Source organism: Streptomyces sp. A3M-1-3 (genome assembly GCF_024213665.1).
Taxonomy (GTDB): Bacteria; Actinomycetota; Actinomycetes; order Streptomycetales; family Streptomycetaceae; genus Streptomyces.
Genome location: NZ_JANAVP010000001.1, coordinates 317,080 through 338,419 on the forward strand (window position 1 = coordinate 317,080; position 21,340 = coordinate 338,419).

19 protein-coding genes and 1 pseudogene are annotated in these 21,340 nt (G+C 70.2%); 11 read left to right on the top strand and 9 right to left on the bottom strand.

Features of this window, described 5'->3' with window-relative positions; all coding sequences use genetic code 11:
• Positions 1-257: 257 nt before the first annotated feature.
• A complete protein-coding gene (locus NLX86_RS01480; RefSeq protein WP_254369682.1) occupies positions 258-2,534 on the top strand; it encodes a M4 family metallopeptidase in 2,277 nt (758 codons plus the stop codon).
• 85 nt (positions 2,535-2,619) lie between these two features.
• Here the strand turns inward: NLX86_RS01480 and glgP are convergent, their stop codons facing one another.
• Complete coding sequence (glgP, locus tag NLX86_RS01485) at positions 2,620-5,256, bottom strand: alpha-glucan family phosphorylase (protein ID WP_254369683.1); 2,637 nt, start codon at positions 5,254-5,256, stop codon at positions 2,620-2,622.
• A 393-nt stretch (positions 5,257-5,649) separates the two neighbouring features.
• On the opposite strand from glgP, the gene NLX86_RS01490 reads away from it, so the two are divergent.
• The 6 genes from NLX86_RS01490 to NLX86_RS01520 all read left to right on the top strand — a co-directional run bounded on the left by NLX86_RS01490 (position 5,650) and on the right by NLX86_RS01520 (position 15,006).
• Positions 5,650-7,638 (top strand): alpha-1,4-glucan--maltose-1-phosphate maltosyltransferase, encoded by a 1,989-nt coding sequence (locus NLX86_RS01490; RefSeq protein ID WP_254369684.1) that lies wholly within the window; start codon positions 5,650-5,652, stop codon positions 7,636-7,638.
• Positions 7,635-9,365, top strand: a complete 1,731-nt coding sequence (treS, locus tag NLX86_RS01495) for a maltose alpha-D-glucosyltransferase (protein ID WP_254369685.1) — start codon at positions 7,635-7,637, stop codon at positions 9,363-9,365. The genes NLX86_RS01490 and treS overlap by 4 nt, the downstream gene beginning before the upstream one ends.
• Before the next feature lie 252 nt (positions 9,366-9,617).
• Positions 9,618-11,129, top strand: coding sequence for a phosphotransferase (locus tag NLX86_RS01500; protein ID WP_254369686.1), 1,512 nt, complete (start codon positions 9,618-9,620; stop codon positions 11,127-11,129).
• The gene (gene glgB, locus NLX86_RS01505) at positions 11,126-13,468 is read left to right on the top strand and encodes a 1,4-alpha-glucan branching enzyme (RefSeq protein ID WP_374213811.1); all 2,343 of its coding nucleotides are present in this window, start codon (positions 11,126-11,128) and stop codon (positions 13,466-13,468) included. Before NLX86_RS01500 ends, glgB begins: the two co-directional genes overlap by 4 nt.
• A gap of 507 nt (positions 13,469-13,975) precedes the next feature.
• Positions 13,976-14,809, top strand: a complete 834-nt coding sequence (locus tag NLX86_RS01515; RefSeq protein WP_254369688.1) for a helix-turn-helix transcriptional regulator — start codon at positions 13,976-13,978, stop codon at positions 14,807-14,809.
• A complete protein-coding gene (locus NLX86_RS01520) occupies positions 14,806-15,006 on the top strand; it encodes a DUF397 domain-containing protein (RefSeq protein WP_254369689.1) in 201 nt (66 codons plus the stop codon). Before NLX86_RS01515 ends, NLX86_RS01520 begins: the two co-directional genes overlap by 4 nt.
• Here the strand turns inward: NLX86_RS01520 and trxA are convergent.
• The 3 genes from trxA to NLX86_RS01535 all read right to left on the bottom strand — a co-directional run bounded on the left by trxA (position 14,966) and on the right by NLX86_RS01535 (position 16,091).
• The gene (gene trxA / locus NLX86_RS01525; RefSeq protein ID WP_302060790.1) at positions 14,966-15,298 is read right to left on the bottom strand and encodes a thioredoxin; all 333 of its coding nucleotides are present in this window, start codon (positions 15,296-15,298) and stop codon (positions 14,966-14,968) included. The two genes, NLX86_RS01520 and trxA, sit on opposite strands and share 41 nt — an antisense overlap.
• 3 nt (positions 15,299-15,301) lie before the next feature.
• Positions 15,302-15,703 carry a MerR family transcriptional regulator gene (locus NLX86_RS01530; RefSeq protein ID WP_254369690.1) on the bottom strand — a complete coding sequence of 134 codons (402 nt, stop codon included), beginning with the start codon at positions 15,701-15,703 and terminating at the stop codon, positions 15,302-15,304.
• Between the two features lie 109 nt (positions 15,704-15,812).
• Positions 15,813-16,091 (bottom strand): type II toxin-antitoxin system prevent-host-death family antitoxin, encoded by a 279-nt coding sequence (locus NLX86_RS01535; RefSeq protein ID WP_254369691.1) that lies wholly within the window; start codon positions 16,089-16,091, stop codon positions 15,813-15,815.
• 154 nt (positions 16,092-16,245) lie between these two features.
• Here NLX86_RS01535 and NLX86_RS01540 point away from each other — a divergent pair, with 154 nt between their 5' ends.
• On the top strand, positions 16,246-16,590 hold the full coding sequence (locus NLX86_RS01540; RefSeq protein ID WP_254369692.1) for a hypothetical protein: 345 nt from the start codon (positions 16,246-16,248) through the stop codon (positions 16,588-16,590).
• Between the two features lie 9 nt (positions 16,591-16,599).
• Here the strand turns inward: NLX86_RS01540 and NLX86_RS34320 are convergent, their stop codons facing one another.
• Complete coding sequence (locus NLX86_RS34320) at positions 16,600-16,728, bottom strand: hypothetical protein (RefSeq protein ID WP_302060791.1); 129 nt, start codon at positions 16,726-16,728, stop codon at positions 16,600-16,602.
• A 62-nt stretch (positions 16,729-16,790) separates the two neighbouring features.
• Between NLX86_RS34320 and NLX86_RS01545 the strand changes: the two are divergent.
• Positions 16,791-17,021, top strand: a pseudogene (locus NLX86_RS01545) (1,3-beta-glucanase); the annotation flags it as partial.
• A gap of 166 nt (positions 17,022-17,187) precedes the next feature.
• Here NLX86_RS01545 and NLX86_RS01550 read toward each other — a convergent pair.
• Positions 17,188-17,733, bottom strand: coding sequence for a TIGR03086 family metal-binding protein (locus NLX86_RS01550; RefSeq protein WP_254369693.1), 546 nt, complete (start codon positions 17,731-17,733; stop codon positions 17,188-17,190).
• 45 nt (positions 17,734-17,778) lie between these two features.
• Entirely contained in the window at positions 17,779-18,201 is a 423-nt protein-coding gene (locus tag NLX86_RS01555; protein ID WP_254369694.1) for an SRPBCC domain-containing protein, read from the bottom strand.
• A 112-nt stretch (positions 18,202-18,313) separates the two neighbouring features.
• Here NLX86_RS01555 and NLX86_RS01560 point away from each other — a divergent pair, with 112 nt between their 5' ends.
• Both NLX86_RS01560 and NLX86_RS01565 read left to right on the top strand, forming a co-directional pair.
• On the top strand, positions 18,314-18,658 hold the full coding sequence (locus NLX86_RS01560; RefSeq protein WP_254369695.1) for a helix-turn-helix transcriptional regulator: 345 nt from the start codon (positions 18,314-18,316) through the stop codon (positions 18,656-18,658).
• Positions 18,655-19,104, top strand: coding sequence for an SRPBCC domain-containing protein (locus NLX86_RS01565; RefSeq protein WP_254369696.1), 450 nt, complete (start codon positions 18,655-18,657; stop codon positions 19,102-19,104). The genes NLX86_RS01560 and NLX86_RS01565 overlap by 4 nt, the downstream gene beginning before the upstream one ends.
• A gap of 243 nt (positions 19,105-19,347) precedes the next feature.
• Here NLX86_RS01565 and NLX86_RS01570 read toward each other — a convergent pair whose 3' ends face one another.
• Together NLX86_RS01570 and NLX86_RS01575 are read right to left on the bottom strand one after the other, a co-directional pair.
• Positions 19,348-19,722, bottom strand: coding sequence for a GYD domain-containing protein (locus NLX86_RS01570; RefSeq protein ID WP_254369697.1), 375 nt, complete (start codon positions 19,720-19,722; stop codon positions 19,348-19,350).
• A gap of 110 nt (positions 19,723-19,832) precedes the next feature.
• A complete protein-coding gene (locus tag NLX86_RS01575; RefSeq protein WP_254369698.1) occupies positions 19,833-21,227 on the bottom strand; it encodes a cation:dicarboxylate symporter family transporter in 1,395 nt (464 codons plus the stop codon).
• Positions 21,228-21,340: the final 113 nt, after the last annotated feature.

The window sequence follows — 21,340 nt, forward strand, 5'->3', positions numbered from 1 at the left end:
GGGCACGCCAGACTCTCAAACCGGGCGGCCCCGGGTTACCCCGAACCACGTACCCCCGAATCATGCGCCCCCGCGGTTCGGTGAACCGTTCGTATATCGGACATGGCTATTCGGACAACGGACGATTTCCGGCCAATCCTTTGACGCGCTCCTGACATCCGGTCAATAACAGTGCCACTCTTCTCCCGTTCTCCGCACCGCCTGATCTGCCCGGAGGCCCACCCAGCCACCGGAACTCCCCTTTGAAGGAGTCTGCGTTGAGACCCACCCCCCATCGACGCGGCACTGCCGTCGGCGCGCTCGTCGCCGCCGCGGCCATGCTCGCCGTCGGCATACAGGCCGGCACTGCCACCGCCGACAACACCTCGGGCCGGGCACCCGCCGCCGCCAAGCCCAACCCCGGCGCCCTGCCCGCCAAGCTCACTCCCGCCCAGCGGGCGGCGCTCATCGCCGAGGCCAACGCCACCAAGGCGCAGACCGCGAAGGAACTCGGCCTCGGGGCCAAGGAGCGGCTCGTCGTCCGCGAGGTGACCCAGGACGTCGACGAGTCCACGCACACCTTCTACGAGCGCACCTACGACGGACTTCCCGTTCTCGGCGGTGACCTGACCGTCCATGAGACCAAGTCCGGCCGCACCGAGTTCGTCAACCGGGCGAACACCAGGCAGATCAAGGTCGCCGACACCACCCCGGCCGTCGCCGCCGCGACCGCCGAGAAGCAGGCCCTTTCCGCCGCCAAGGCGGAGGGCTCCAAGGCGGCCGACGCCACCCGCGCCCCCCGCAAGGTCGTCTGGGCCGCGCAGGGCACGCCGGTCCTCGCGTACGAGACCGTCATCGGGGGCCTCCAGCACGACGGCACGCCCAACGAGCTGCACGTCATCACGAACGCCGAGACCGGCGCCAAGCTGTACGAGTACCAGGCGGTCGAGACCGGCACGGGCAACACCCAGTACAGCGGGCAGGTCACGCTGGGGACCTCGCAGTCGGGCAGCACGTACAACCTGACCGACGCCGGCCGCGGCAACCACAAGACGTACAACCTCAACAAGGCCACGTCCGGCACCGGGACGCTCTTCTCCGGCCCGGACGACATCTGGGGCAACGGCCAGCCGGCCGACCTGGAGACCGCGGGCGCCGACGCCCACTACGGCGCGGCACTGACCTGGGACTACTACAAGAACGTGCACGGCCGCAACGGCCTGCGCAACGACGGCGTGGCCCCCTACAGCCGGGTCCACTACGGCAACGCCTACGTCAACGCGTTCTGGCAGGACTCCTGCTTCTGCATGACGTACGGCGACGGAGCCGGCAACGCCAAGCCGCTGACCTCCATCGACGTGGCCGCCCACGAGATGACGCACGGCCTGACCTCGGTCACCGCCAAGCTCGTCTACAGCGGCGAGTCCGGCGGCCTCAACGAGGCCACCTCCGACATCTTCGCCGCGGCCGTGGAGTTCAACGCCAACAACTCCCAGGACGTCGGCGACTACCTGGTCGGCGAGAAGATCGACATCAACGGCAACGGCACCCCGCTGCGCTACATGGACAAGCCCAGCCGCGACGGCAAGTCCAAGGACGCCTGGTACTCCGGCATCGGCTCGATCGACGTCCACTACTCCTCGGGCCCGGCCAACCACTGGTTCTACCTGGCCTCCGAAGGCAGCGGCCCGAAGGTCGTCAACGGTGTCTCCTACGACTCCCCGACCTCCGACGGTCTCCCGGTGACCCCGATCGGCCGCGCCGCCGCCGAGAAGATCTGGTTCCGGGCGCTGACCACCGGCCTGTTCACCTCCAACACCAACTACGCGGCCGCCCGTACGGCCACCCTCCAGGCCGCCGCCGACCTGTACGGCATGGGCTCGACGACGTACAACAACACCGCGAACGCGTGGGCCGGGATCAACGTCGGCAGCCGTATCGCGGACGGCGTCAGCGTCACCAACCCGGGCGCGCAGACCGGCACCGTCGGCACCGCCGCCAGCCTGCAGATCCAGGCCAGCAGCTCCAACGCGGGCGCGCTGAGCTACGCGGCGACCGGCCTCCCGGCCGGCCTGTCGATCAACGCCTCCACCGGTCTGATCTCCGGTACGCCGACCACGGCGGGCACCTCGAACACCACGGTCACCGTCACGGACTCGGCCAACAAGAGCGGTACGGCGTCCTTCGGCTGGACGATCAACCCGGTCGGCGGCGGCAACGTCTTCGAGAACACCACCGACGTCGCCATCCCCGACCTCGGCACCGGCACCTCGACGATCAACGTCAACCGCGCGGGCAACGCCCCGAGCGCCCTGAAGGTCGATGTCAACATCGTCCACACCTGGCGCGGTGACCTGGTCATCGACCTGCTGGCGCCGGACGGGACGGCCTACCGGCTGAAGAACTCCAGCGCCTCGGACTCCGTGGACAACGTGGTCGCGACCTACACCGTCAACGCCTCCTCGGAGGTCGCGAGCGGTGCCTGGAAGCTGCGCGTGCAGGACGTGTACTCGCAGGACACGGGCTACATCAACAGCTGGAAGCTGACCTTCTGATCCGGCAGGCCCCTCAGTAAAGAGACCCTGCCCGGGGGAACGGACCACCGTTCCCCCGGGCAGTTCCACGTCACCTGTCAGCGCGTCAGCGCATCAGTACGCCCGCCGCCTCCCCCGTCTCCTCGGAAGGCACGGCGACCAGGCCCAGATCGGCGCTCGTCGCCAGCAGCGGATGCGCGGGCAGGATCCGGACGGTGTAGCCGAACGGGCCCGTACGGTCGAGGGCGAGCGGCCCCTCGTACAGCCAGCGGCCCTCCAGGTCGGGGCCGCCGGCCGGCTTGAGCGGGAAGGTCTGCCCGTCGGTGATGTGGTCCGCGGAGTCGACCCGGCCGGCGACGGCCTGGACCTCGACGTCCTCGGGCTGCAGCCCGTCGAGCGCCACCCGCACCCGCAGGGCGAGCGTCGATCCGAGTTCGGCCGTGCCGTTGACGGCGGTCGCCGCGAGCGCCTCGACATGGTCGACGGCGACCCGCGGCCAGGCACCGCGTAGCCGGGCCTTCCACCCGGCCAGCTCGCGGGCGGTGTCCGGGTCCAGGGCGCGGTGGGCGCGCGCGGCCGGGGCGTACAGCCGCTCCACGTACTCCCGCACCATGCGTCCGGCCAGCAGCTTCGGGCCGAGCGAGGCGAGGGTCTGGCGGACCATCTCGATCCAGCGCTCGGGCAGATCGCTGTCGCCGCGGTCGTAGAAGCGGGGGGCGACCCGCTGCTCGATCAGCTCGTACAGGGCGTGCGCCTCCAGGTCGTCGCGGCGGTCCTCGTCGGTCCCGACGGCGTCGGCTGTCGGGATCGCCCAGCCGTAGTCGGGACCGAACCATTCGTCCCACCAGCCGTCCATGACGGACAGGTTGAGGCAGCCGTTGAGGGCGGCCTTCATTCCGCTGGTGCCGCAGGCCTCCAGCGGGCGCAGGGGGTTGTTCAGCCAGACATCGCATCCGGGGTACAGCTTCTGCGCCATCGCCATGCCGTAGTCGGGCAGGAAGACGATCCGGTGCCGGACCCGCGGGTCGTCGGCGAACCGCACCAGCTCGCGCACGAGCCGCTTGCCGCCGTCGTCCGCCGGATGCGCCTTGCCCGCGACGACGATCTGGACCGGCCGCGTCGGGTGGAGCAGCAGGTCCATCAGCCGGTCCTTGTCCCGGAGCATGAGCGTCAGCCGCTTGTACGAGGGGACGCGCCGCGCGAAGCCGATGGTGAGGACGTCCGGGTCCAGCACCCCGTCGATCCAGCCGAGTTCGGCGGAGCCGGCGCCGCGCTGCCGCCAGGAGGCCCGGAGCCGGTCCCGTACCTCGTACACCAGCTGTTCGCGCAGTACCCGCCGCACGTCCCAGATCTCGCCGTCGGCGATGTCGGCGACCGCGTCCCAGCGCTGCGAGCCGCCGACCGAGAGGGCGTCCTCGGCCCGGCCCGCGCCGATCTGCCGGGCGCCGAGCCGGAAGACCTCGGGGGCCACCCAGGTGGGGGCGTGCACCCCGTTGGTGACGGAGGTGATGGGGACCTCCGCCGGGTCGAAGCCGGGCCAGAGGCCGGCGAACATCTCCCGGCTGACGGCTCCGTGCAGGGTGGAGACGCCGTTGGCGCGCTGGGCGAGCCGCAGGCCCATCACCGCCATGTTGAACAGGTTCGGCTCCCCGCCGGGGTAGGTCTCCATGCCGAGCTGGAGGATCCGCTCGACGTCGACGCCCGGCAGCTCGCCGTCGTCGCCGAAGTGGTGGGCGACCAGTTCGCGGTCGAAGCGGTCGATGCCGGCGGGTACTGGGGTGTGCGTGGTGAACACGGTCCCGGCCCGCACCGCCTCCAGTGCGGAGTCGAAATCCAGCCCTTCCCCGGAGAGTTCCCTGATCCGTTCCAGGCCGAGGAAGCCGGCATGGCCCTCGTTGGTGTGGAAGACCTCGGGCGCGGCGTGGCCGGTCAGCCTGCAGTACGTACGCACGGCGCGGACACCCCCTATGCCGAGGAGCATCTCCTGCAGGAGCCGGTGTTCGCTGCCGCCGCCGTACAGCCGGTCGGTGACATCGCGCTCGCCGGGGTCGTTGTCCTCGACGTCCGAGTCGAGGAGGAGCAGCGGGACCCGGCCGACCCGCGCCTGCCAGATGTGGGCGCGCAGCGAACGGCCTCCGGGCAGGGCGAGTGAGACCCGGCTGGGGGTGCCGTCCTCCTCGCGGAGCAGGGAGACCGGCAGCTCGTTCGGGTCGAGTACGGGGTAGTGCTCCTGCTGCCAGCCGTCGCGGGACAGCGACTGGCGGAAGTAGCCGTGTCGGTAGAGCAGCCCGACGCCGATGAGGGGGGCGCCGAGGTCGCTGGCGGCCTTGAGGTGGTCGCCGGCGAGGATGCCGAGTCCACCGGAGTACTGGGGCAGTGCCGCGGTGATTCCGAACTCGGGCGAGAAGTAGGCGATGGCGGCGGGGAGTTCGGCGCCTGCCGCGTCCTGGGTCTGGTACCAGCGGCTGCCGCGCAGGTAGTCGTCCAGGTCGTCGGCGGCGGCGGTCAGTCTGCGCAGGAAGCGGCGGTCCTGCGCGAGGTCGCCCAGCCGTGCGGCGGGCACGGCTCCGAGCAGTCGTACGGGGTCGCCGCCCGCTTTCTGCCAGCCCTCGGGGTCGAGGGACTGGAAGAGTTCGCGGGTCTCTGCGTGCCAGGACCAGCGCAGGTTGCGCGCGAGGTCGCTGAGTGGTCGTAGGGGTTCCGGCAGGACGGGGCGCACGGTGAATCGACGAATGGCCTTCACGTGTCCACCTTTGCAGGGGAAGTACGAATCTTCAGCGGACGCACCACGATGTGCACCCGGGCTTCACCCCCAGACCGTAGCGGCGGCCGGTCGGCACAACCACGGCGCACGCAAGCAGCGGGGGGTTCTCATGCGCCCCCGCCGCTTGCGTGAACCGTTACGCACCAGTAGTTAACGAAGCACCGGATTTGGGCCCCGGAGAGCGGGGGAAGGCTCCTCCGGTACGAAACGAAGCGCAGCCTCATCGCACCCTGATTCCCGCCACCCGAGTGAACGCGGACAGGAGCGGCCATGCCCGGAGCCCGTCAGTCACCAACGGAGCAGCTAGAAAGAGGCAAACCTCCCCAACGTGACCAATCGGCCACGCCCGCACCCGAGCCACCAGGTGATTCCATGATCGGTCGCATTCCTGTCCTGGACGTCCGTCCCCTCGTCGAATGTGGCCGAAGGCCCGCGAAGGCGGTGGTGGGTGAGGTCTTCCAGGTCACGGCGACCGTCTTCCGCGAGGGCCACGACGCGGTGGCCGCCAATGTCGTACTGCGCGATCCGGCGGGCCGGCCCGGCGACTGGACGCCGATGCGCGAGCTCGCGCCGGGGACGGACCGGTGGGGGGCGGAGGTGGCAACGACCTCCGAGGGGCGCTGGACGTATGCCGTGGAGGCGTGGAGCGACCCGGTCGCCACCTGGCGGCACCACGCGCAGATCAAGATCCCGGCCGGTCTCGACACCGCGCTCGTCCTCGCTGAAGGCGCCGAGCTGTACGAGCGCGCGGCCGCCGGGGTGCCCAAGAGCGAGGGCCGTGAGGCCGTGCTCGCCGCGGTGGACGCGCTGCGCGACGAGGGCCGTCCGGCCGCCGCCCGGCTGGCCGCGGCGCTGGCCCCCGAGGCCACGGACGCGCTGGTGCGCCATCCGCTGCGCGAACTGGTCAGCTCCTCCCGCCCGCTGCCGCTGCTCGTCGAGCGTCGGCGCGCCCTGTTCGGCTCCTGGTACGAGCTGTTCCCGCGCTCCGAGGGCGCGGTGGTGAAGAAGGGGAAGCCGCCGGTCAGCGGCACGTTCCGGACCGCGGCCGAACGGCTGCCCGCGGTGGCCGCGATGGGCTTCGACGTGGTCTACCTCCCGCCCATCCACCCCATCGGGACCACGCACCGCAAGGGACCCAACAACACGCTCTCCGCCCGGCGGCGGGACGTGGGGGTGCCGTGGGCGATCGGCTCGCCCGCCGGCGGCCACGACGCCGTACACCCGGACCTGGGCACGATCGAGGACTTCGACGACTTCGTCGCCCGCGCCCGCGACCTGCGGATGGAGGTGGCGCTGGACTTCGCGCTGCAGTGCTCCCCCGACCACCCCTGGGTCGAGAAGCACCCCGAGTGGTTCCACCACCGCGCCGACGGCACCGTCGCGTACGCCGAGAACCCGCCGAAGAAGTACCAGGACATCTACCCGATCGCGTTCGACCGGGACATGCGGGGTCTGGTCGCCGAGACGCTGCGCGTGCTGCGTTTCTGGATGGGCCACGGGGTACGGATCTTCCGCGTCGACAATCCGCACACCAAGCCGGTGGTCTTCTGGGAGAAGGTGATCGCGGACATCGGCCGCACCGACCCCGATGTCGTCTTCCTGGCCGAGGCCTTCACCCGCCCCGCGATGATGCACGCCCTGGCGGCGACCGGCTTCCAGCAGTCGTACACGTACTTCACCTGGCGCAACTCCAAGCAGGAGCTGACCGGCTACCTCACCGAGCTGTCCGGCGACTCGGCCTCGTACATGCGGCCCAACTTCTTCGTGAACACCCCGGACATCCTGCACGCCTACCTCCAGGAGGGCGGCCGTCCGGCCTTCGAGGTACGGGCGGTCCTCGCCGCCACCCTCTCCCCCAGCTGGGGCGTGTACGCCGGATACGAGCTGTGCGAGAACACCCCGGTGCGGGAGGGCAGCGAGGAGTACCTGGACTCGGAGAAGTACCAACTGAGGCCCCGCGACTGGGAGTCGGCCGAGCGCGAGGGCCGGACCATCGCCCCGCTGATCACCGCGCTCAACCGGCTGCGGCGCCGCCACCCGGCACTTCAGCAGCTGCGCGACATCCACTTCCACCACGCCGACAACGAGGCGGTGATCGCGTACTCGAAGAGGTCGGGTTCGAACACCGTTCTGGTGGTCGTCAACCTCGACCCGCACCACACCCAGGAGGCGACGGTCTCGTTGGACATGCCGGATCTCGGCCTCGCGTGGCACGAGACCGTTCCGGTGCGCGACGAGCTCACCGGCGAGACCTACCACTGGGGCAGGACCAACTATGTGCGCCTCGAGCCGGGTGTCACGCCCGCGCACGTCATGGTCCTGCGACCGTCCCCGCCGATCGGAGGGTCACCCACATCATGATCGTCAATGAGCCTGTCCACGACAAGTTCGAGGACACGCCCGCCAAGGACCGCGACCCCGACTGGTTCAAACGGGCGGTCTTCTACGAAGTCCTCGTGCGCTCCTTCCAGGACAGCAACGGTGACGGCGTCGGCGACCTCAAGGGCCTCACCGCCAAGCTCGACTATCTCCAGTGGCTGGGAGTCGACTGCCTCTGGCTGCCGCCGTTCTTCAAGTCACCGCTGCGGGACGGCGGTTACGACGTCTCGGACTACACGGCTGTCCTCCCGGAGTTCGGCGACCTCGCCGACTTCGTGGAGTTCGTGGACGCCGCGCACCAGCGCGGCATGCGCGTGATCATCGACTTCGTGATGAACCACACCAGCGACCAGCACGAGTGGTTCCAGCAGTCCCGGTCCGACCCGGACGGCCCGTACGGCGACTACTACATGTGGGCCGACGACGACAAGCAGTTCCAGGACGCCCGGATCATCTTCGTCGACACCGAGTCCTCCAACTGGACCTACGACCCGGTGCGCAAGCAGTACTACTGGCACCGTTTCTTCTCCCACCAGCCGGATCTCAACTTCGAGAACCCGGCCGTGCAGGAGGAGATCGTCTCCGCGCTGCGCTTCTGGCTGGACCTGGGCATCGACGGCTTCCGGCTGGACGCCGTGCCCTATCTGTACGCGGAGGAGGGCACCAACTGCGAGAACCTGCCGCGCACCCACCACCTGCTCAAGCGCGTACGGACCGAGATCGACGCGCACTACCCGGACACCGTGCTGCTGGCCGAGGCCAACCAGTGGCCGGAAGACGTCGTCGACTACTTCGGCGACTTCCGGGAGGGCGGCGACGAGTGCCACATGGCGTTCCACTTCCCGGTGATGCCCCGGATCTTCATGGCAGTACGGCGGGAATCGCGCTACCCGGTCTCCGAAATCCTGGCCAAGACACCGGAGATCCCCTCCGGCTGCCAGTGGGGCATCTTCCTGCGCAACCACGACGAGCTGACGCTCGAAATGGTCACGGACGAAGAGCGCGACTACATGTACGCGGAGTACGCCAAGGATCCGCGGATGCGCGCCAACATCGGTATCCGCCGGCGCCTCGCCCCGCTGCTGGACAACGACCGCAACCAGATCGAGCTGTTCACCGCTCTGCTGCTGTCACTGCCCGGCTCGCCGATCCTCTACTACGGGGACGAGATCGGCATGGGCGACAACATCTGGCTGGGCGACCGGGACGCGGTGCGGACCCCGATGCAGTGGACGCCCGACCGCAACGCGGGCTTCTCGTCCTGCGATCCGGGACGGCTCTACCTGCCGACCATCATGGATCCGGTCTACGGCTACCAGGTCGCCAATGTCGAGGCGTCGATGTCCTCGCCGTCCTCGCTGCTGCACTGGACCCGGCGGATGATCGAGATCCGCAAGCAGAACCCGGCGTTCGGACTCGGCTCGTACACGGAACTGCCGTCCTCCAACCCGGCGGTGATCGCGTTCCTCCGTGAGTACAAGGACGATCTGGTCCTGTGCGTGCACAACTTCTCGCGGTTCGCGCAGCCGACCGAACTTGATCTGCGGGCCTTCAACGGCCGCCACCCGGTGGAGCTCATCGGCGGTGTGCGGTTCCCCGCCATCGGCGAGTGGCCCTATCTACTGACGCTCGCGGGCCACGGCTTCTACTGGTTCCGGCTGCGCAAGACGCCGAAGGGCGTACCACCCAAGGGCACGCCCAAGATCTGACGTCATATCAGGACAGTCCCGGGGTGGGGCGGTTTCCACCGGCCGACCCTGGGCACTCTCCCTGAATACCGCGAGTGAACGAAACAGCGAGTGAACTGAACAGCTCGCCGAACACCGTGCCGCGAATGGGTCAACGACTCTCCCTGTACGGACCATCCTCACCCGACACGTCCCGCACGGCCGGACAGCCATTGCCGCAATCCGGGACACTCTGCGCATCCTGTGGTGTGCCCGGGGAAAGGACGCGATGCCATGTCGGAGGCTGCATCCACCCGGGGTCGCATGAGCGCCCGTCGCACCACCCCGGCGCCACGCCCCTCACCAGCCCTCCTGCCCTCTCTCACGCCACTCCTGCGCGAATGGCTGCCCCGGCAGCGGTGGTTCGCGGGCAAGGGCCGCCCCATCGCCGGCTTCACCCTCGTCTCGGCGACCGAACTGCTGCCCCCCACGGCCTCCCCCGGCCTGGTGCACCTGCTCGTACAGACGCAGCAGCCGGTCCTGCCGGGCCAGGGCGCCCCCCAGCCGGCCGACTGCTACCAGCTGCTGCTGGGCGTACGGGCGGCGCTGCCGCCGCCGCTCGCGTCCGCGCTGATCGGCCGGGTCACGGAGGGGCCGCTGGCCGGGCACACCGTCTACGAGGCCCTGCACGATCCACGTCTGGCCGCGCTGCTGCTGGAGCGGCTGCGCACCCCCGGCACGCTCGGCACCCTGCGCTTCGACCGCGCCCCGGCGGCCGCGATCCCGGCCGGGCTGGTCCCGCGGCTCGCCTCGGTGGAGCAGTCCAACTCCTCGCTGATCTACGGGGATTCGTACATCCTCAAGGTCTTCCGCCGGGTCGGCCACGGCATCAACCCGGATCTGGAACTGCCCCTCGCCCTCGCCCGGGAAGGCTGTGCGCGGGTGCCCGCGCCGGTCGCCTGGTACGAGGCCGGGGGCGAGGACGGGCGCGAACCTCTCACCCTCGGCGTCCTGCAGCCCTATCTGCGCGGCTCGGACGACGGCTGGCAGCTCGCGCTGCGCATGCTGCGCGCGGGACTCGACTTCAGCGCCGAGGCACGCGCACTGGGCCGGGCCACCGCCGAGGTGCACCTCGCGCTCGCCGCTGCCCTGCCGACCGTCACCCTGCGGCGGCAACAGACCGCGCACCTGGCCGCCGAGATGACCAGCCGCCTGGCGGCCGCCGCGCAGGCCGTCCCGGCCCTGCGCCCGTACGAGCCCGGCCTGCGCACCGCCTTCGACGCCCTCGCCGAGCTGGGCGGCAGCGGCCGCGCCTGGCCGGCCCAGCGTATCCACGGCGATCTGCACCTCGGCCAGACCCTGCGGGCGGCCCGGGGCACTTCCCACGCCGAAGGCAGTGGGGGAGGCGGCGGGGGAGGCAGCTGGTCCCTGATCGACTTCGAGGGCGAGCCGGCCAGCCCGATCACCGAACGCCGACGCCCGCAGCCGGCGGTGCGCGACGTCGCCGGCATGCTCCGCTCGTTCGACTACGCCGCCCGCTCCCACCAGCCCTGGAACCCGCGGTGGGCGGAGCGCTGCCGCGCCGCGTACTGCGAGGGATACGCCGAGTCCTCCGGCACCGACCCGCGCGCCGAGGGCGAGCTGCTGCGCGCGTACGAAACCGACAAGGCGGTGTACGAGGTGCTCTACGAGGCCCGGAACCGCCCTGACTGGCTGCCGGTCCCCATGGCGGCGGTCCGCCGCCTCGCCGAGCCCGGATCCGCCACCAACCCCGCCCAGAGCCCCCCGAGGAGGCCGCACCCGTGACCGCCCGTCAGCCGTCCCGAAGTCAGTCCGACCAGAGTCAGCCCAAGGCAGCCAAGGCACCCGCGTTCCTGCCGGGCCCGGCGGACGAAGCCGCCTCCGCACCGCCGGCCAGGTCCCGGCCACGGCGTGCCGCGAGCCACGGGGTGCGGCCCGCCCCGCCGCTCACGCCGGAGGACCGGGAACGGCTGCTGACCGGCTCGCACCACGACCCGCACGCACTGCTCGGCGCGCACACCGTGCGCGGCGGTGTCGCGCTGCGCATCCTGCGCCCGTACGCCCAGGGCGTCACCGTGGTCGCCAAGGGCCTGCGCGCCGAGCTCCACGACGAGGGCGAGGGCCTCTTCTCCGGGGTCCTGCCGGCCCTGCGGACCGTCCCGGACTACAAGCTCCTCGTCACCTACGACGACACCGAGCTGGAGCTCCACGACCCGTACCGCTTCCTGCCCTCCCTCGGCGAGCTGGACCTGCACCTCATCGGCGAGGGCCGGCACGAGGAGCTGTGGAAGGCGCTCGGCGCCGAGCGAACAGTCCACCAGGACGTCACCGGCACGCGCTTCACCGTCTGGGCGCCCAACGCCCGGGGCGTCCGGATCGCCGGGGACTTCAACTACTGGGACGGCACCGGGCTGCCGATGCGCTCACTCGGCGGGTCCGGCGTCTGGGAGCTGTTCCTGCCCGGGGTGGGTGAGGGAGCGCTGTACAAGTTCGACATCACGCGCCCGGACGGCAGCCACACGATGCGCGCCGACCCGATGGCCCGCCGTACCGAGGTGCCGCCGGCCAACGCGTCCATCGTGACGGCCTCCCACCATGTGTGGCACGACGGCGAATGGATGGCCGGGCGCGCGGGCCGCCCGGTGCACGAGGCGCCGCTGTCCATCTACGAAGTCCATCTCGCATCCTGGCGGCCGGGTCTCACCTACCGACAGCTGGCCGCCCAACTCCCCTCCTACGTCAAGGACCTCGGCTTTACGCATGTAGAGCTGATGCCCGTCGCCGAGCACCCCTTCGGCGGCTCCTGGGGCTACCAGGTCACCGGCTTCTACGCCCCGACCTCCCGGATGGGCACCCCGGACGACTTCCGGTACCTCATCGACGCACTGCACCGGGCCGGGATCGGCGTGATCGTCGACTGGGTGCCGGCGCACTTCCCCAAGGACGACTGGGCGCTCGCCGAGTTCGACGGCCGGCCGCTGTACGAGCACACGGACCCGGAGCGTGCCGCGCACCCGGACTGGGGGACGCTGGAGTTCGACTACGGCCGCAAGGAGATCCGTAACTTCCTCGTCGCCAACGCCGTCTACTGGTGCCAGGAGTTCCACATCGACGGCCTGCGCGTGGACGCGGTCGCGTCGATGCTCTACCTCGACTACTCGCGCGAGCACGGTGAATGGTCGCCGAACGTGAACGGCGGCCGGGAGAACCTGGACGCCGTGGCATTCCTCCAGGAGATGAACGCCACCGTCTACCGCCGCTGCCCCGGCGTCGTCACCATCGCCGAGGAATCGACCGCCTGGGACGGCGTCACGCGGGCCACGCACCATGTCGGGCCCGGTGGGTTCGGCGGTCTCGGCTTCGGCCTGAAGTGGAACATGGGCTGGATGCACGACTCGCTGGAGTACGTCTCCAAGGAGCCCGTGCACCGCAAGTACCACCACAACGAGATGACCTTCTCAATGGTGTACGCGTACAGCGAGAACTACGTCCTGCCCATCTCCCACGACGAGGTCGTGCACGGCAAGCAGGCGCTGGTGAGCAAGATGCCCGGCGACTGGTGGCAGCAGCGCGCCAACCACCGGGCGTATCTCGGCTTCATGTGGGCCCACCCCGGCAAGCAGCTGCTCTTCATGGGGCAGGAGTTCGCGCAGGGGGCGGAGTGGTCGGAGGGGCACGGCCCCGACTGGTGGCTGCTCGATCCGTCGTACTCCGCCGAGCCCGACCACCGGGGTGTCCGCGACCTGGTCCGCGATCTCAACACGGCGTACACGGCGTCGCCGGCGCTGTGGCAGCGGGACACCGTCCCCGAGGGCTTCGCCTGGGTCGACGGCGACGCGGCCGAGGACAACGTCTTCGCGTTCCTGCGTTTCGCCGCGGACGGCGCGCCGCTGCTGTCCGTCAGCAACTTCTCGCCGGTGGTGCGGCACGAGTACCGGCTCGGGGTTCCGCAACAGTTCGCCGCCTGGACCGAGGTCCTCAACACCGACGCCGCCCGGTACGGCGGCAGCGACGTCCTCAACCCGGACCCGCTGAAACCGGAGTCGGTCCCGGCCCACGGGCGCCCGGCGAGCCTGCAGTTGACCCTGCCGCCGCTGGCGACGGTGTGGCTGAGGCCGACGTGAAGCTCAAATGATGCGCCACTGACATCAGCGTCGCGTGCAGGAGCAGGGTGTGGACGAGATGCCCGTCCGCGGTGGGCGGGCACCGCCAGCTGAGGGGCCATGTTGGCCCGTACAGCGCGGGAACTCCGATGTAGCAGTCTCGCTCACCTGTCAGCCGGTACGTGTCCGGCGGCCAGCGGCGGTGCCCGGTAGTGCCGGGTGGGACCAGGAAGTAGGTGTGCTGCTCCCCGCTCGCCTCCTGGATGACGGGCCCGGGGTCGCCGCCGGTCAGCCCGGCGAGGACATCGGCGACGTGGCGCCCGAGAGCGCCCGGGAGGCGGACCGCATCGAAGTACACCCCGGCTTTACGGAGTTGGTGGCCGCTTCCGGGCACCCAGGAGAGGTGACTTTCCGTATTCATGGGACCACTGTCGGCGCAGAGGGCTACCGTCGAAAGTGACTGAGCGTGGATGACTGGCTCTGTTCCGGCCGGTCGAACGCGCGTTGAACCGGGTTGAGGGGGTCCGGGTGACTCGGACAGAAAGCAAGCGGCCGGTTTCGGCCACGGCGCAGTACCTCGCGGACATGGTGCGTACGCTGCGTACGCAGGCGGGTTGGTCCCAGGAGGAGTTGGGGGCGCGATTCCACTACACCGGGGCGGCGATCAGCGCGGTGGAGACGTGCAAGAACCTGCCCACGGAGAAGATGCTGGCGGGACTCGACGAGCATCTGTGCGGCGGGTCGGGGATGATCCGGCTGGCGGGCAGGTACCTGCTGCTGGACCGCTATCCGGAGCACTTCCAGGACTACGTGCCGCTGGAGGCGGCGGCGGTGAGCATCTCCTCGTACCAGACACTGGTCGTCGACGGCCTCTTCCAGACGGAGGACTACGCACGCGCGGTGCTGGGATGCGGATTCCCGCCCTACGGTGACGAGGAGCTGGAAGAACTGGTCGGGGCCCGCATGGACCGTTCCGCTCTCTTCGACCGCAGGCCGGTCCCCCTGCTCTCTCTCGTCCTGGACGAGTCCGTCCTACGACGGCAGATCGGCAGCGCCGAGGTCATGCGCGGCCAACTGCGCTATCTGGCCGAGTCCGCCCGGCGTCGCAACGTCACCGTGCAGGTGCTGCCGCTGTCGCGCGGAGCGCGCGGCGAGCACGCGGGCCTCGAAGGCCCAGTGATCCTGGTCGAGACACCGGACCACGAGCATGTGGCGTATCTCGAAACGCAGGGCAACAGCCAGCTCATCCGCAAACCCGACGAGGTCAGCACTCTCGCGCAGCGATATGCGATGATCCGGGCACAGGCTCTCGGGCCGGACGAATCCTTGGCTCTCATCGAGGAGTTGGCGGGAGAACAATGAGCACTCTGCACTGGTTCAAGTCGAGCTACAGCGACTCCAGCGGCGGCTCGTGCGTCGAGGTCGCCGTACGGCCTCACACCGCCGTCCACGTCCGGGACTCGAAGGTCGCACCCACCGGGCCGGCCATCACCTTCGCTCCCCGGACGTGGGCCGCGTTCACATCACATCTTCAAGCTCCTGAAGAAGCCTCCGCTTAGGCCGCGCCCCGACCATCGACTTCACTGGCTCGCCGCCCCGGAACACCATCAGCGTCGGCATCGACAGCACGCCGTAGGCAGCCATCGTCTCTGGGTTCGCGTCCACGTCGAGCTGGATGATCTTGATGCGGCCGCTCTCTTCCGCCGCCACCGCGCTCAAGACCGGGGCGATCTGACGGCACGGGCCGCACCAGTCCGCGGTGAACTCCACCAGGACCGGCAGTTCCGAGCGCAGTACCTCCTCCGCGAACGTCGCATCGGTCACCGCGTCCACGCCGACTGCCTGCACCATGAGTCATCCCCTCAGTTCACACCGGGGCTCCGGACCGCCCGGACCCCCCGAAAACTCCGCCTCGGCTCGCGCGAGCTGCGCGGCGACCTGCTCGCGTACGGTCTGGAGCCGGCCGATCAGCGCGTCCAGCTCGGCCAGCTTGCTCCGGTACACCAGGAGCGAGGCCGGGCAGGAGTCGCCCGCCGGGTGGCCGGCCTGGAGGCACTCCACGAAGGGCCGGGTCTCCTCCAGGTCGAAGCCGAAGTCCTGGAGGGTCCGGATCTGCTGGAGAAGCCGCAGGTCGTCCTCGTCGTACGTGCGGTAGCCGTTGACCGCGCGCCGGGCGGGCAGCAGCCCGCGGGACTCGTAGTAACGCAGGGTGCGGGTCGTCGTCCCGGCCCGCTCCGCAAGCTCGCCGATTCGCATGCCCCGACGGTAATCGTTGACGCAGACGTCAAGGCAACGAGGCCGTTCGTCCGGACCGTCGACGGCGGTCGGTTGACGCGGCCTAATTCGAGCACAAGGACGGTGTGAGTCAGGACGCAGCCACCTGGCCGTCCTCAGTGTCCAGCTGGGCCATGAAGTCGTCGTGTGTCATGGGACGGCCGGTCGGCCCGGCTTCGCGCGCGGTGGCTTCCGCGATGTCCGCTTCGTCGCGCAGGCGCCGCAGTTCCTCCAGTTCCTCTATCGGGATGAGGGCGGCTGCAGGCTTGCCGTATTCGCTGATGACGATCTGTTCGTGACCGTGGCGGACCCGGCCGACAAGCTGCCCGAGCTGGTTCCGGGCTTCGACTAGCGGATAGATATTCTCCATGCGCAAACAGTACAAACCTGCGGGTCTGTACGGCAGCGGTCGGGGGACCGAGCCGGCGTTTTCATCCGAGTGGTCGCGCACCGGGTGCCCCCAGGGCTCCTACACGGCAGCTTGGTCTCCACGAGGACACGCTCCGCACAGACGAGGACCGCCCATGTCCGATCACCGGCGTCTCGGCGTCATCACCGGGGCGGCGCTGCTGCTGCTCGCCGCCACTGGCTGTTCGGGTCTCGGCCGGACCGCGGTCGGCACCTTCAGCTCCGTCGACAGGGAGGACCTCGTCGTCACGATCAGCAACCCGCTGGTGCGGGGGTGTCAGTCCCTCGGTGCCAGAGGAGCCACCAGGGTGGTCAACGACACGAGGGTCGACTTCGTCCTGTACCGCACTCCCAACTGCAAGAAGGTGACGGAGGACGGCGGGACGTACGTGGCCACCACACTGTCCGACAGCATCGCCCCGGGCACCATGCCGTGGCGCAGTTACTCGATCATCCACTGAGCCGGCGGATCAGCGCGGGTCGCGGCCCGTCATGCCGAGCAGGCGGTCCTGGGGCGGGGCGTTCTCCGGGACCACGACCTCCGGGCCGAAGACCTTCACGCCGGGGCCGAACGCGTCCGGCGTCCGCATCATGTCCATGACCTCCTTCGGCACCGCCGAGGTGGAGGCCCACAGCCGCTCGACGTCCCCCGGGTCGATCGCTCGCCGCGCTTGCCGCGGCGGTCGCCGCCCTCGCCGGACTGGCCGCGCTGATGACAGCCGGCCCCGCGCGCGGCGCGGTACCACCCCCCGCCCCAGGCTGGAGTCTCCAGTGGAGCGACGACTTCACCGGCGCCAACGGCAGCCCGCCCTCTTCCGCCAACTGGCAGATCGACACCGGCCACGCCTACCCCGGCGGCCCCGGCAACTGGGGCACCGGCGAGATCCAGAACTGCAGGACGGACGGCAACCCGATCCAGCAGTGAGCGCGGCCGGTCGAGGCAGACCGCAGGAGCGCGGCGACGGACCACGGTTCTGAAGGCCCCTCGCCGCGCTCCGATGCCACGCGGGCCGGCTGCCGCGCGCGGGATCACCGGTCCGTTCGTCTGCGTGCGGCCGTCAGCGGGTCCAGTGCGCGGCGCGGCCGCTCGCGGCCAGTGCCTGCGCGAAGGCTCCGGCATCGGCGGGCGCCTCGAGCGCCGGGCCGTACGCGCCGGTGCCGCGGGCCTGCTCCGCGATCTGGCCGACCACACCGAGCACGGCCTGGGCTGCCTCCTCGCTCACCGCGAAGTCCCGCCCGGTGGCACGGGCGAGGTCCCAGCCGTGCAGGGCCAGTTCCTGGAGCGTGATCGCGGCGGCTGCCTGGGCGGGCATCTCGCCGGGGCCGAACTCGGTCATGCCCTGGTACGCGGCCGGGTCGGCCCAGGCGGCCGCAGTCTTGGCCGCCTGATCGGCGACGGCGTTGGGGGTCGCCTCGGGCGCCTCGGCCGTCTGCGGCAGGTTGCGTGCGGCTCGCTCGGAGCCGGCGAGAACGCCGGAGAGATGGCCGAGCAGTTCGGCGACGGTGAACTGGTCACAGGGTGTACGGGACTCAAGCTGCTCGGGGCGTACGGCGCGGGCGGCGTCGGCGAGGGCAGCGGCGAGTTCGTCGATCTGGGCATGCATGGGGGTTCTCCGGTGGGTGGTGGGGGTGGGCGGCTTGTCGCCACGTCAGACGTGGAAGAGGGGGGCGGGCTCGCCGGTCTCGGCGAAGTCCTTCAGCCGGGTCATCAGCTGCTCCCAGGTGCCGGTGATCATCGGCAGCTCGGGCTCGCCGTCCCGGAAGCCGGCATGCGAGAAGGCCACGCGGGTGCCCGCGCCGCCGGGGATCTCGGTCAGCGTCCAGGTGATGGTCGTGCCCGCCCAGTGCGGCGGGACGGCGCCGATGTTCTCCCAGGTGACGCCGTCCTCGTCCGCCCGCTCACGGCGGAGCTGGAAGGGCTCCGGAACGCCGGGGAAGTTGAAGTAGAGGACTTCGTCCTTGCGGTTCACGTCGTTGGTCCACCAGCCGGTGAGGCCGTCGTGGGTGTTTAGCGCCTCCAGCACACGGGCGCGGTCGGTGGCGATGTCTGTCTGGAAGGTGATCTCGGTCATGGGCGCTCCTGCAGCGTGTGTCGTCAACCGTTCGGCGGCTACGTATATTTGAGTACACACTAAAATAAGCTCGGGAGGAGCGCAAACTGAAGCGTGGACTAAAATTCGGAACATGGACGCGGTACAGGCGATCGCCGAGCCCAGACGGCGCGAGATCCTCCGGCTGATCTGGGACGACGAGCTGCCCGCCGGCGAGATCGCGGCCCGCTTCGAGGTCACCTTCGGCGCGGTGTCCCAGCATCTGAAGGTGCTGCGAGACGCCGGCCTGGTCAGCCTGCGCAAGGATGGGACGAAGCGGTTCTACCGGGCGGACCGGGAGGCCCTGGGGCCACTTTCCGACTACCTCCAGGCCATGTGGGCCGACAAGCTCGACACCCTGGCCCGGCTCGCCGAACAGGCGGAAGCAGGGACGGAAGCAGAAGCAGCCGACGCCGTTGAACGGAACGGAGAACGATGAGCACCGCGAACACTGACACCGTGACCCTGGAGCGGCACATCGCCGCCCGCCCCGAGACCGTCTTCGGCTTCTTCACCGACCACGAGAAGTGGCTGTCGTGGATGGGGAAGGACGGCGAGTTCTCCTTCGAGCCGGGCGGTTCCTACCGCACGAACGTCACCGGAGAGAACGTCGCCGAGGGGCGCTTCCTGGCGGTCGATCCGCCCAAGCGGCTGGTGTTCACCTGGGGGTGGGCCGAGGGCGGGATGCCCGTACCACCTGGCTCCTCGACCGTGGAGATCACGCTGGAGCCGACCGCCGGGGGCACCCTGCTGCGCCTGGTCCACAGCGGCCTCCCCTCGGCCGAGGCCTGCGCCGCGCACCGCGAGGGCTGGACGCACTACGTGGCACGGCTGGCGACCCGCGCAGAGGGCGGCGACCCTGGACCGGACGCCTGGATGGCGTAGCACCGCCGGCACGGGCGGCCGCGCCCGCAGGGGACCCGGCTGTCAGTGGTCCCCGGCCGTCAGGGGTCCCCGGCCGTCAGGGGCGCAGCCCCGCCACGGGGCACGGAAGGCCGTGGGGACCCGCAGGCGTACGGCCGTCAGCGCCTGAGGCCGTCCAGTACGTCCTCGGCCACCCTGCTACGCCCTCGGCAACCCTGCCCGCCCGCCGGCTCGCGCCGCGGGAAGGCGCCGGCCTGCGGCCGGTCAGGCGCCGGGAGGCCGGAAGTCGAGCTTCTTCCTGGCGGCCGCGTCGATGTCCTCGACGCTGATCAGCGGGATCGCCCTGGACTGCACGGCTCCGCTCGCCCGAGCCGTCAGCGCGGTCGCGGCCATCGACACCTCATCGGTCATGTCGATGAGGCAGTACAGGTCGTCGTCGCCGAAGGCGAAGTACATCGCTTCGAGCGTGCCGCCGCATGACGTGACCAGGTTCTCCACGGCGGTCCTGCGGCCGGTCCCGCCCTCGGCGAGCAGCCCCTTGGCTCCCTCGGCGGTGTAACTGGCCTGGACCAGGTACTTCGGCATCCGGCTCTCCCTTTCCAGCGGTGCTTCCAGCGGGTGCGCCGCAGGTGCGGTCATCACGGTGTCAGCTTTGGGCACCCTGAGCGGCTTGACCAGCCGGAGGCCGCCGAGCGGGGACGCCGGTGCCCGGCCACCGCGGGGGTGGGCCGGGCACCGAAGGGGCCGGATCAGGCCGAGACCGGCGCCTTCTCGGCCTGCTCGCGCTGCGCCGGTACGTCCTGGACTCCGTGGCCGCCCTGGTCGTCCTGGCCGCCCTTCGCGTCGTCCAGCAGCGTCTGCTCGTCGAACGGCACCCGGCCGGCGAGCACCTCGCCCACCCGCTCCTTGTCGATCTCCTTCGTCCAGGTGCCGACCAGGACCGTCGCCACCGCATTGCCCGCAAAGTTGGTCAGCGCGCGGGCCTCGCTCATGAAGCGGTCGATGCCGACGATCAGGCCGACGCCGTCGACCAGTTCGGGGCGGTGCGACTGCAGTCCGCCCGCGAGGGTCGCGAGCCCCGCCCCGGTGACGCCCGCCGCGCCCTTGGAAGCGACGATCATAAAGAGGAGCAGCGAGATCTGCTCACCCACGGAGAGCGGGTTGCCCATCGCCTCGGCGATGAAGAGGGACGCCATCGTCAGATAGATCGCCGTCCCGTCGAGGTTGAAGGAGTAGCCGGTCGGCACGGTGATGCCGACGACCGGCTTGCTGACGCCCAGGTGCTCCATCTTCGCGATCAGCCGCGGCAGCGCCGACTCGGACGAGGAGGTGGAGAGGATCAGCAGGAACTCCCGGCCCAGGTACCTCAGCAGCGAGAAGAGGTTGATGCCCGCCACCAGCTTGAGGATGGCCCCCAGCACGACGAAGACGAAGAGTGCGCAGGTGACATAGAAGCCGATCATGATGACGGCCAGCGACTTGAGCGCGTCGATGCCGGTCTGGCCGACCACCGCGGCGATCGCGCCGAACGCGCCCACCGGAGCCAGCCACATGATCATGGCCAGTACGCGGAACACCAGCCGCTGGATGTGCTCGATCCCCCGGATCACCGGGGCACCCGTCTCCCCCATCGCCTGCAGCGCGAAGCCGACGAGCAGCGCCACCAGCAGGGTCTGCAGCACCTCGCCGCCGGTGAGGGCGGAGACCAGGGTGGTCGGGATGATGCCGAGCAGGAACTCCTCGGTGGAGGCGGCCGCGCCCTCGGCCTGCTGCTCGCCCGCGCTGCGGGCCGCGTCGGTCAGGTGCAGGCCGGAGCCCGGGTCGAGGATGTTGCCGACCACCAGGCCGATGGCGAGCGCGACGGTCGACATCACCATGAAGTAGCCGAGGGCGAGACCGCCGACCGCGCCGACCTTGGCGGCCTTGCGGACCGAGCCGACGCCCAGCACGATCGTGCAGAAGATGACCGGGGAGATCATCATCTTGATGAGGTTGACGAAGCCGGTCCCGATCGGCTTCAGCTCCACGGCGACCCCGGGCGCGGCGAAGCCCACCACGATGCCGAGCAGCACCGCGCCGATCACGGCCAGATAGAGATAGTGGGTACGGTCCCGCTTCGCGGATACGGCTGCGGCGCCTGTCACGGGGGCCTCCTGACTTGGGATACGCGCAGTACGTGCGGCTCACGTCCTGGACGGTCCCGGTGACTATCCACCCGCCCTGTGACCGTGGTCACCGTTACGTGCATTGAGTTCAC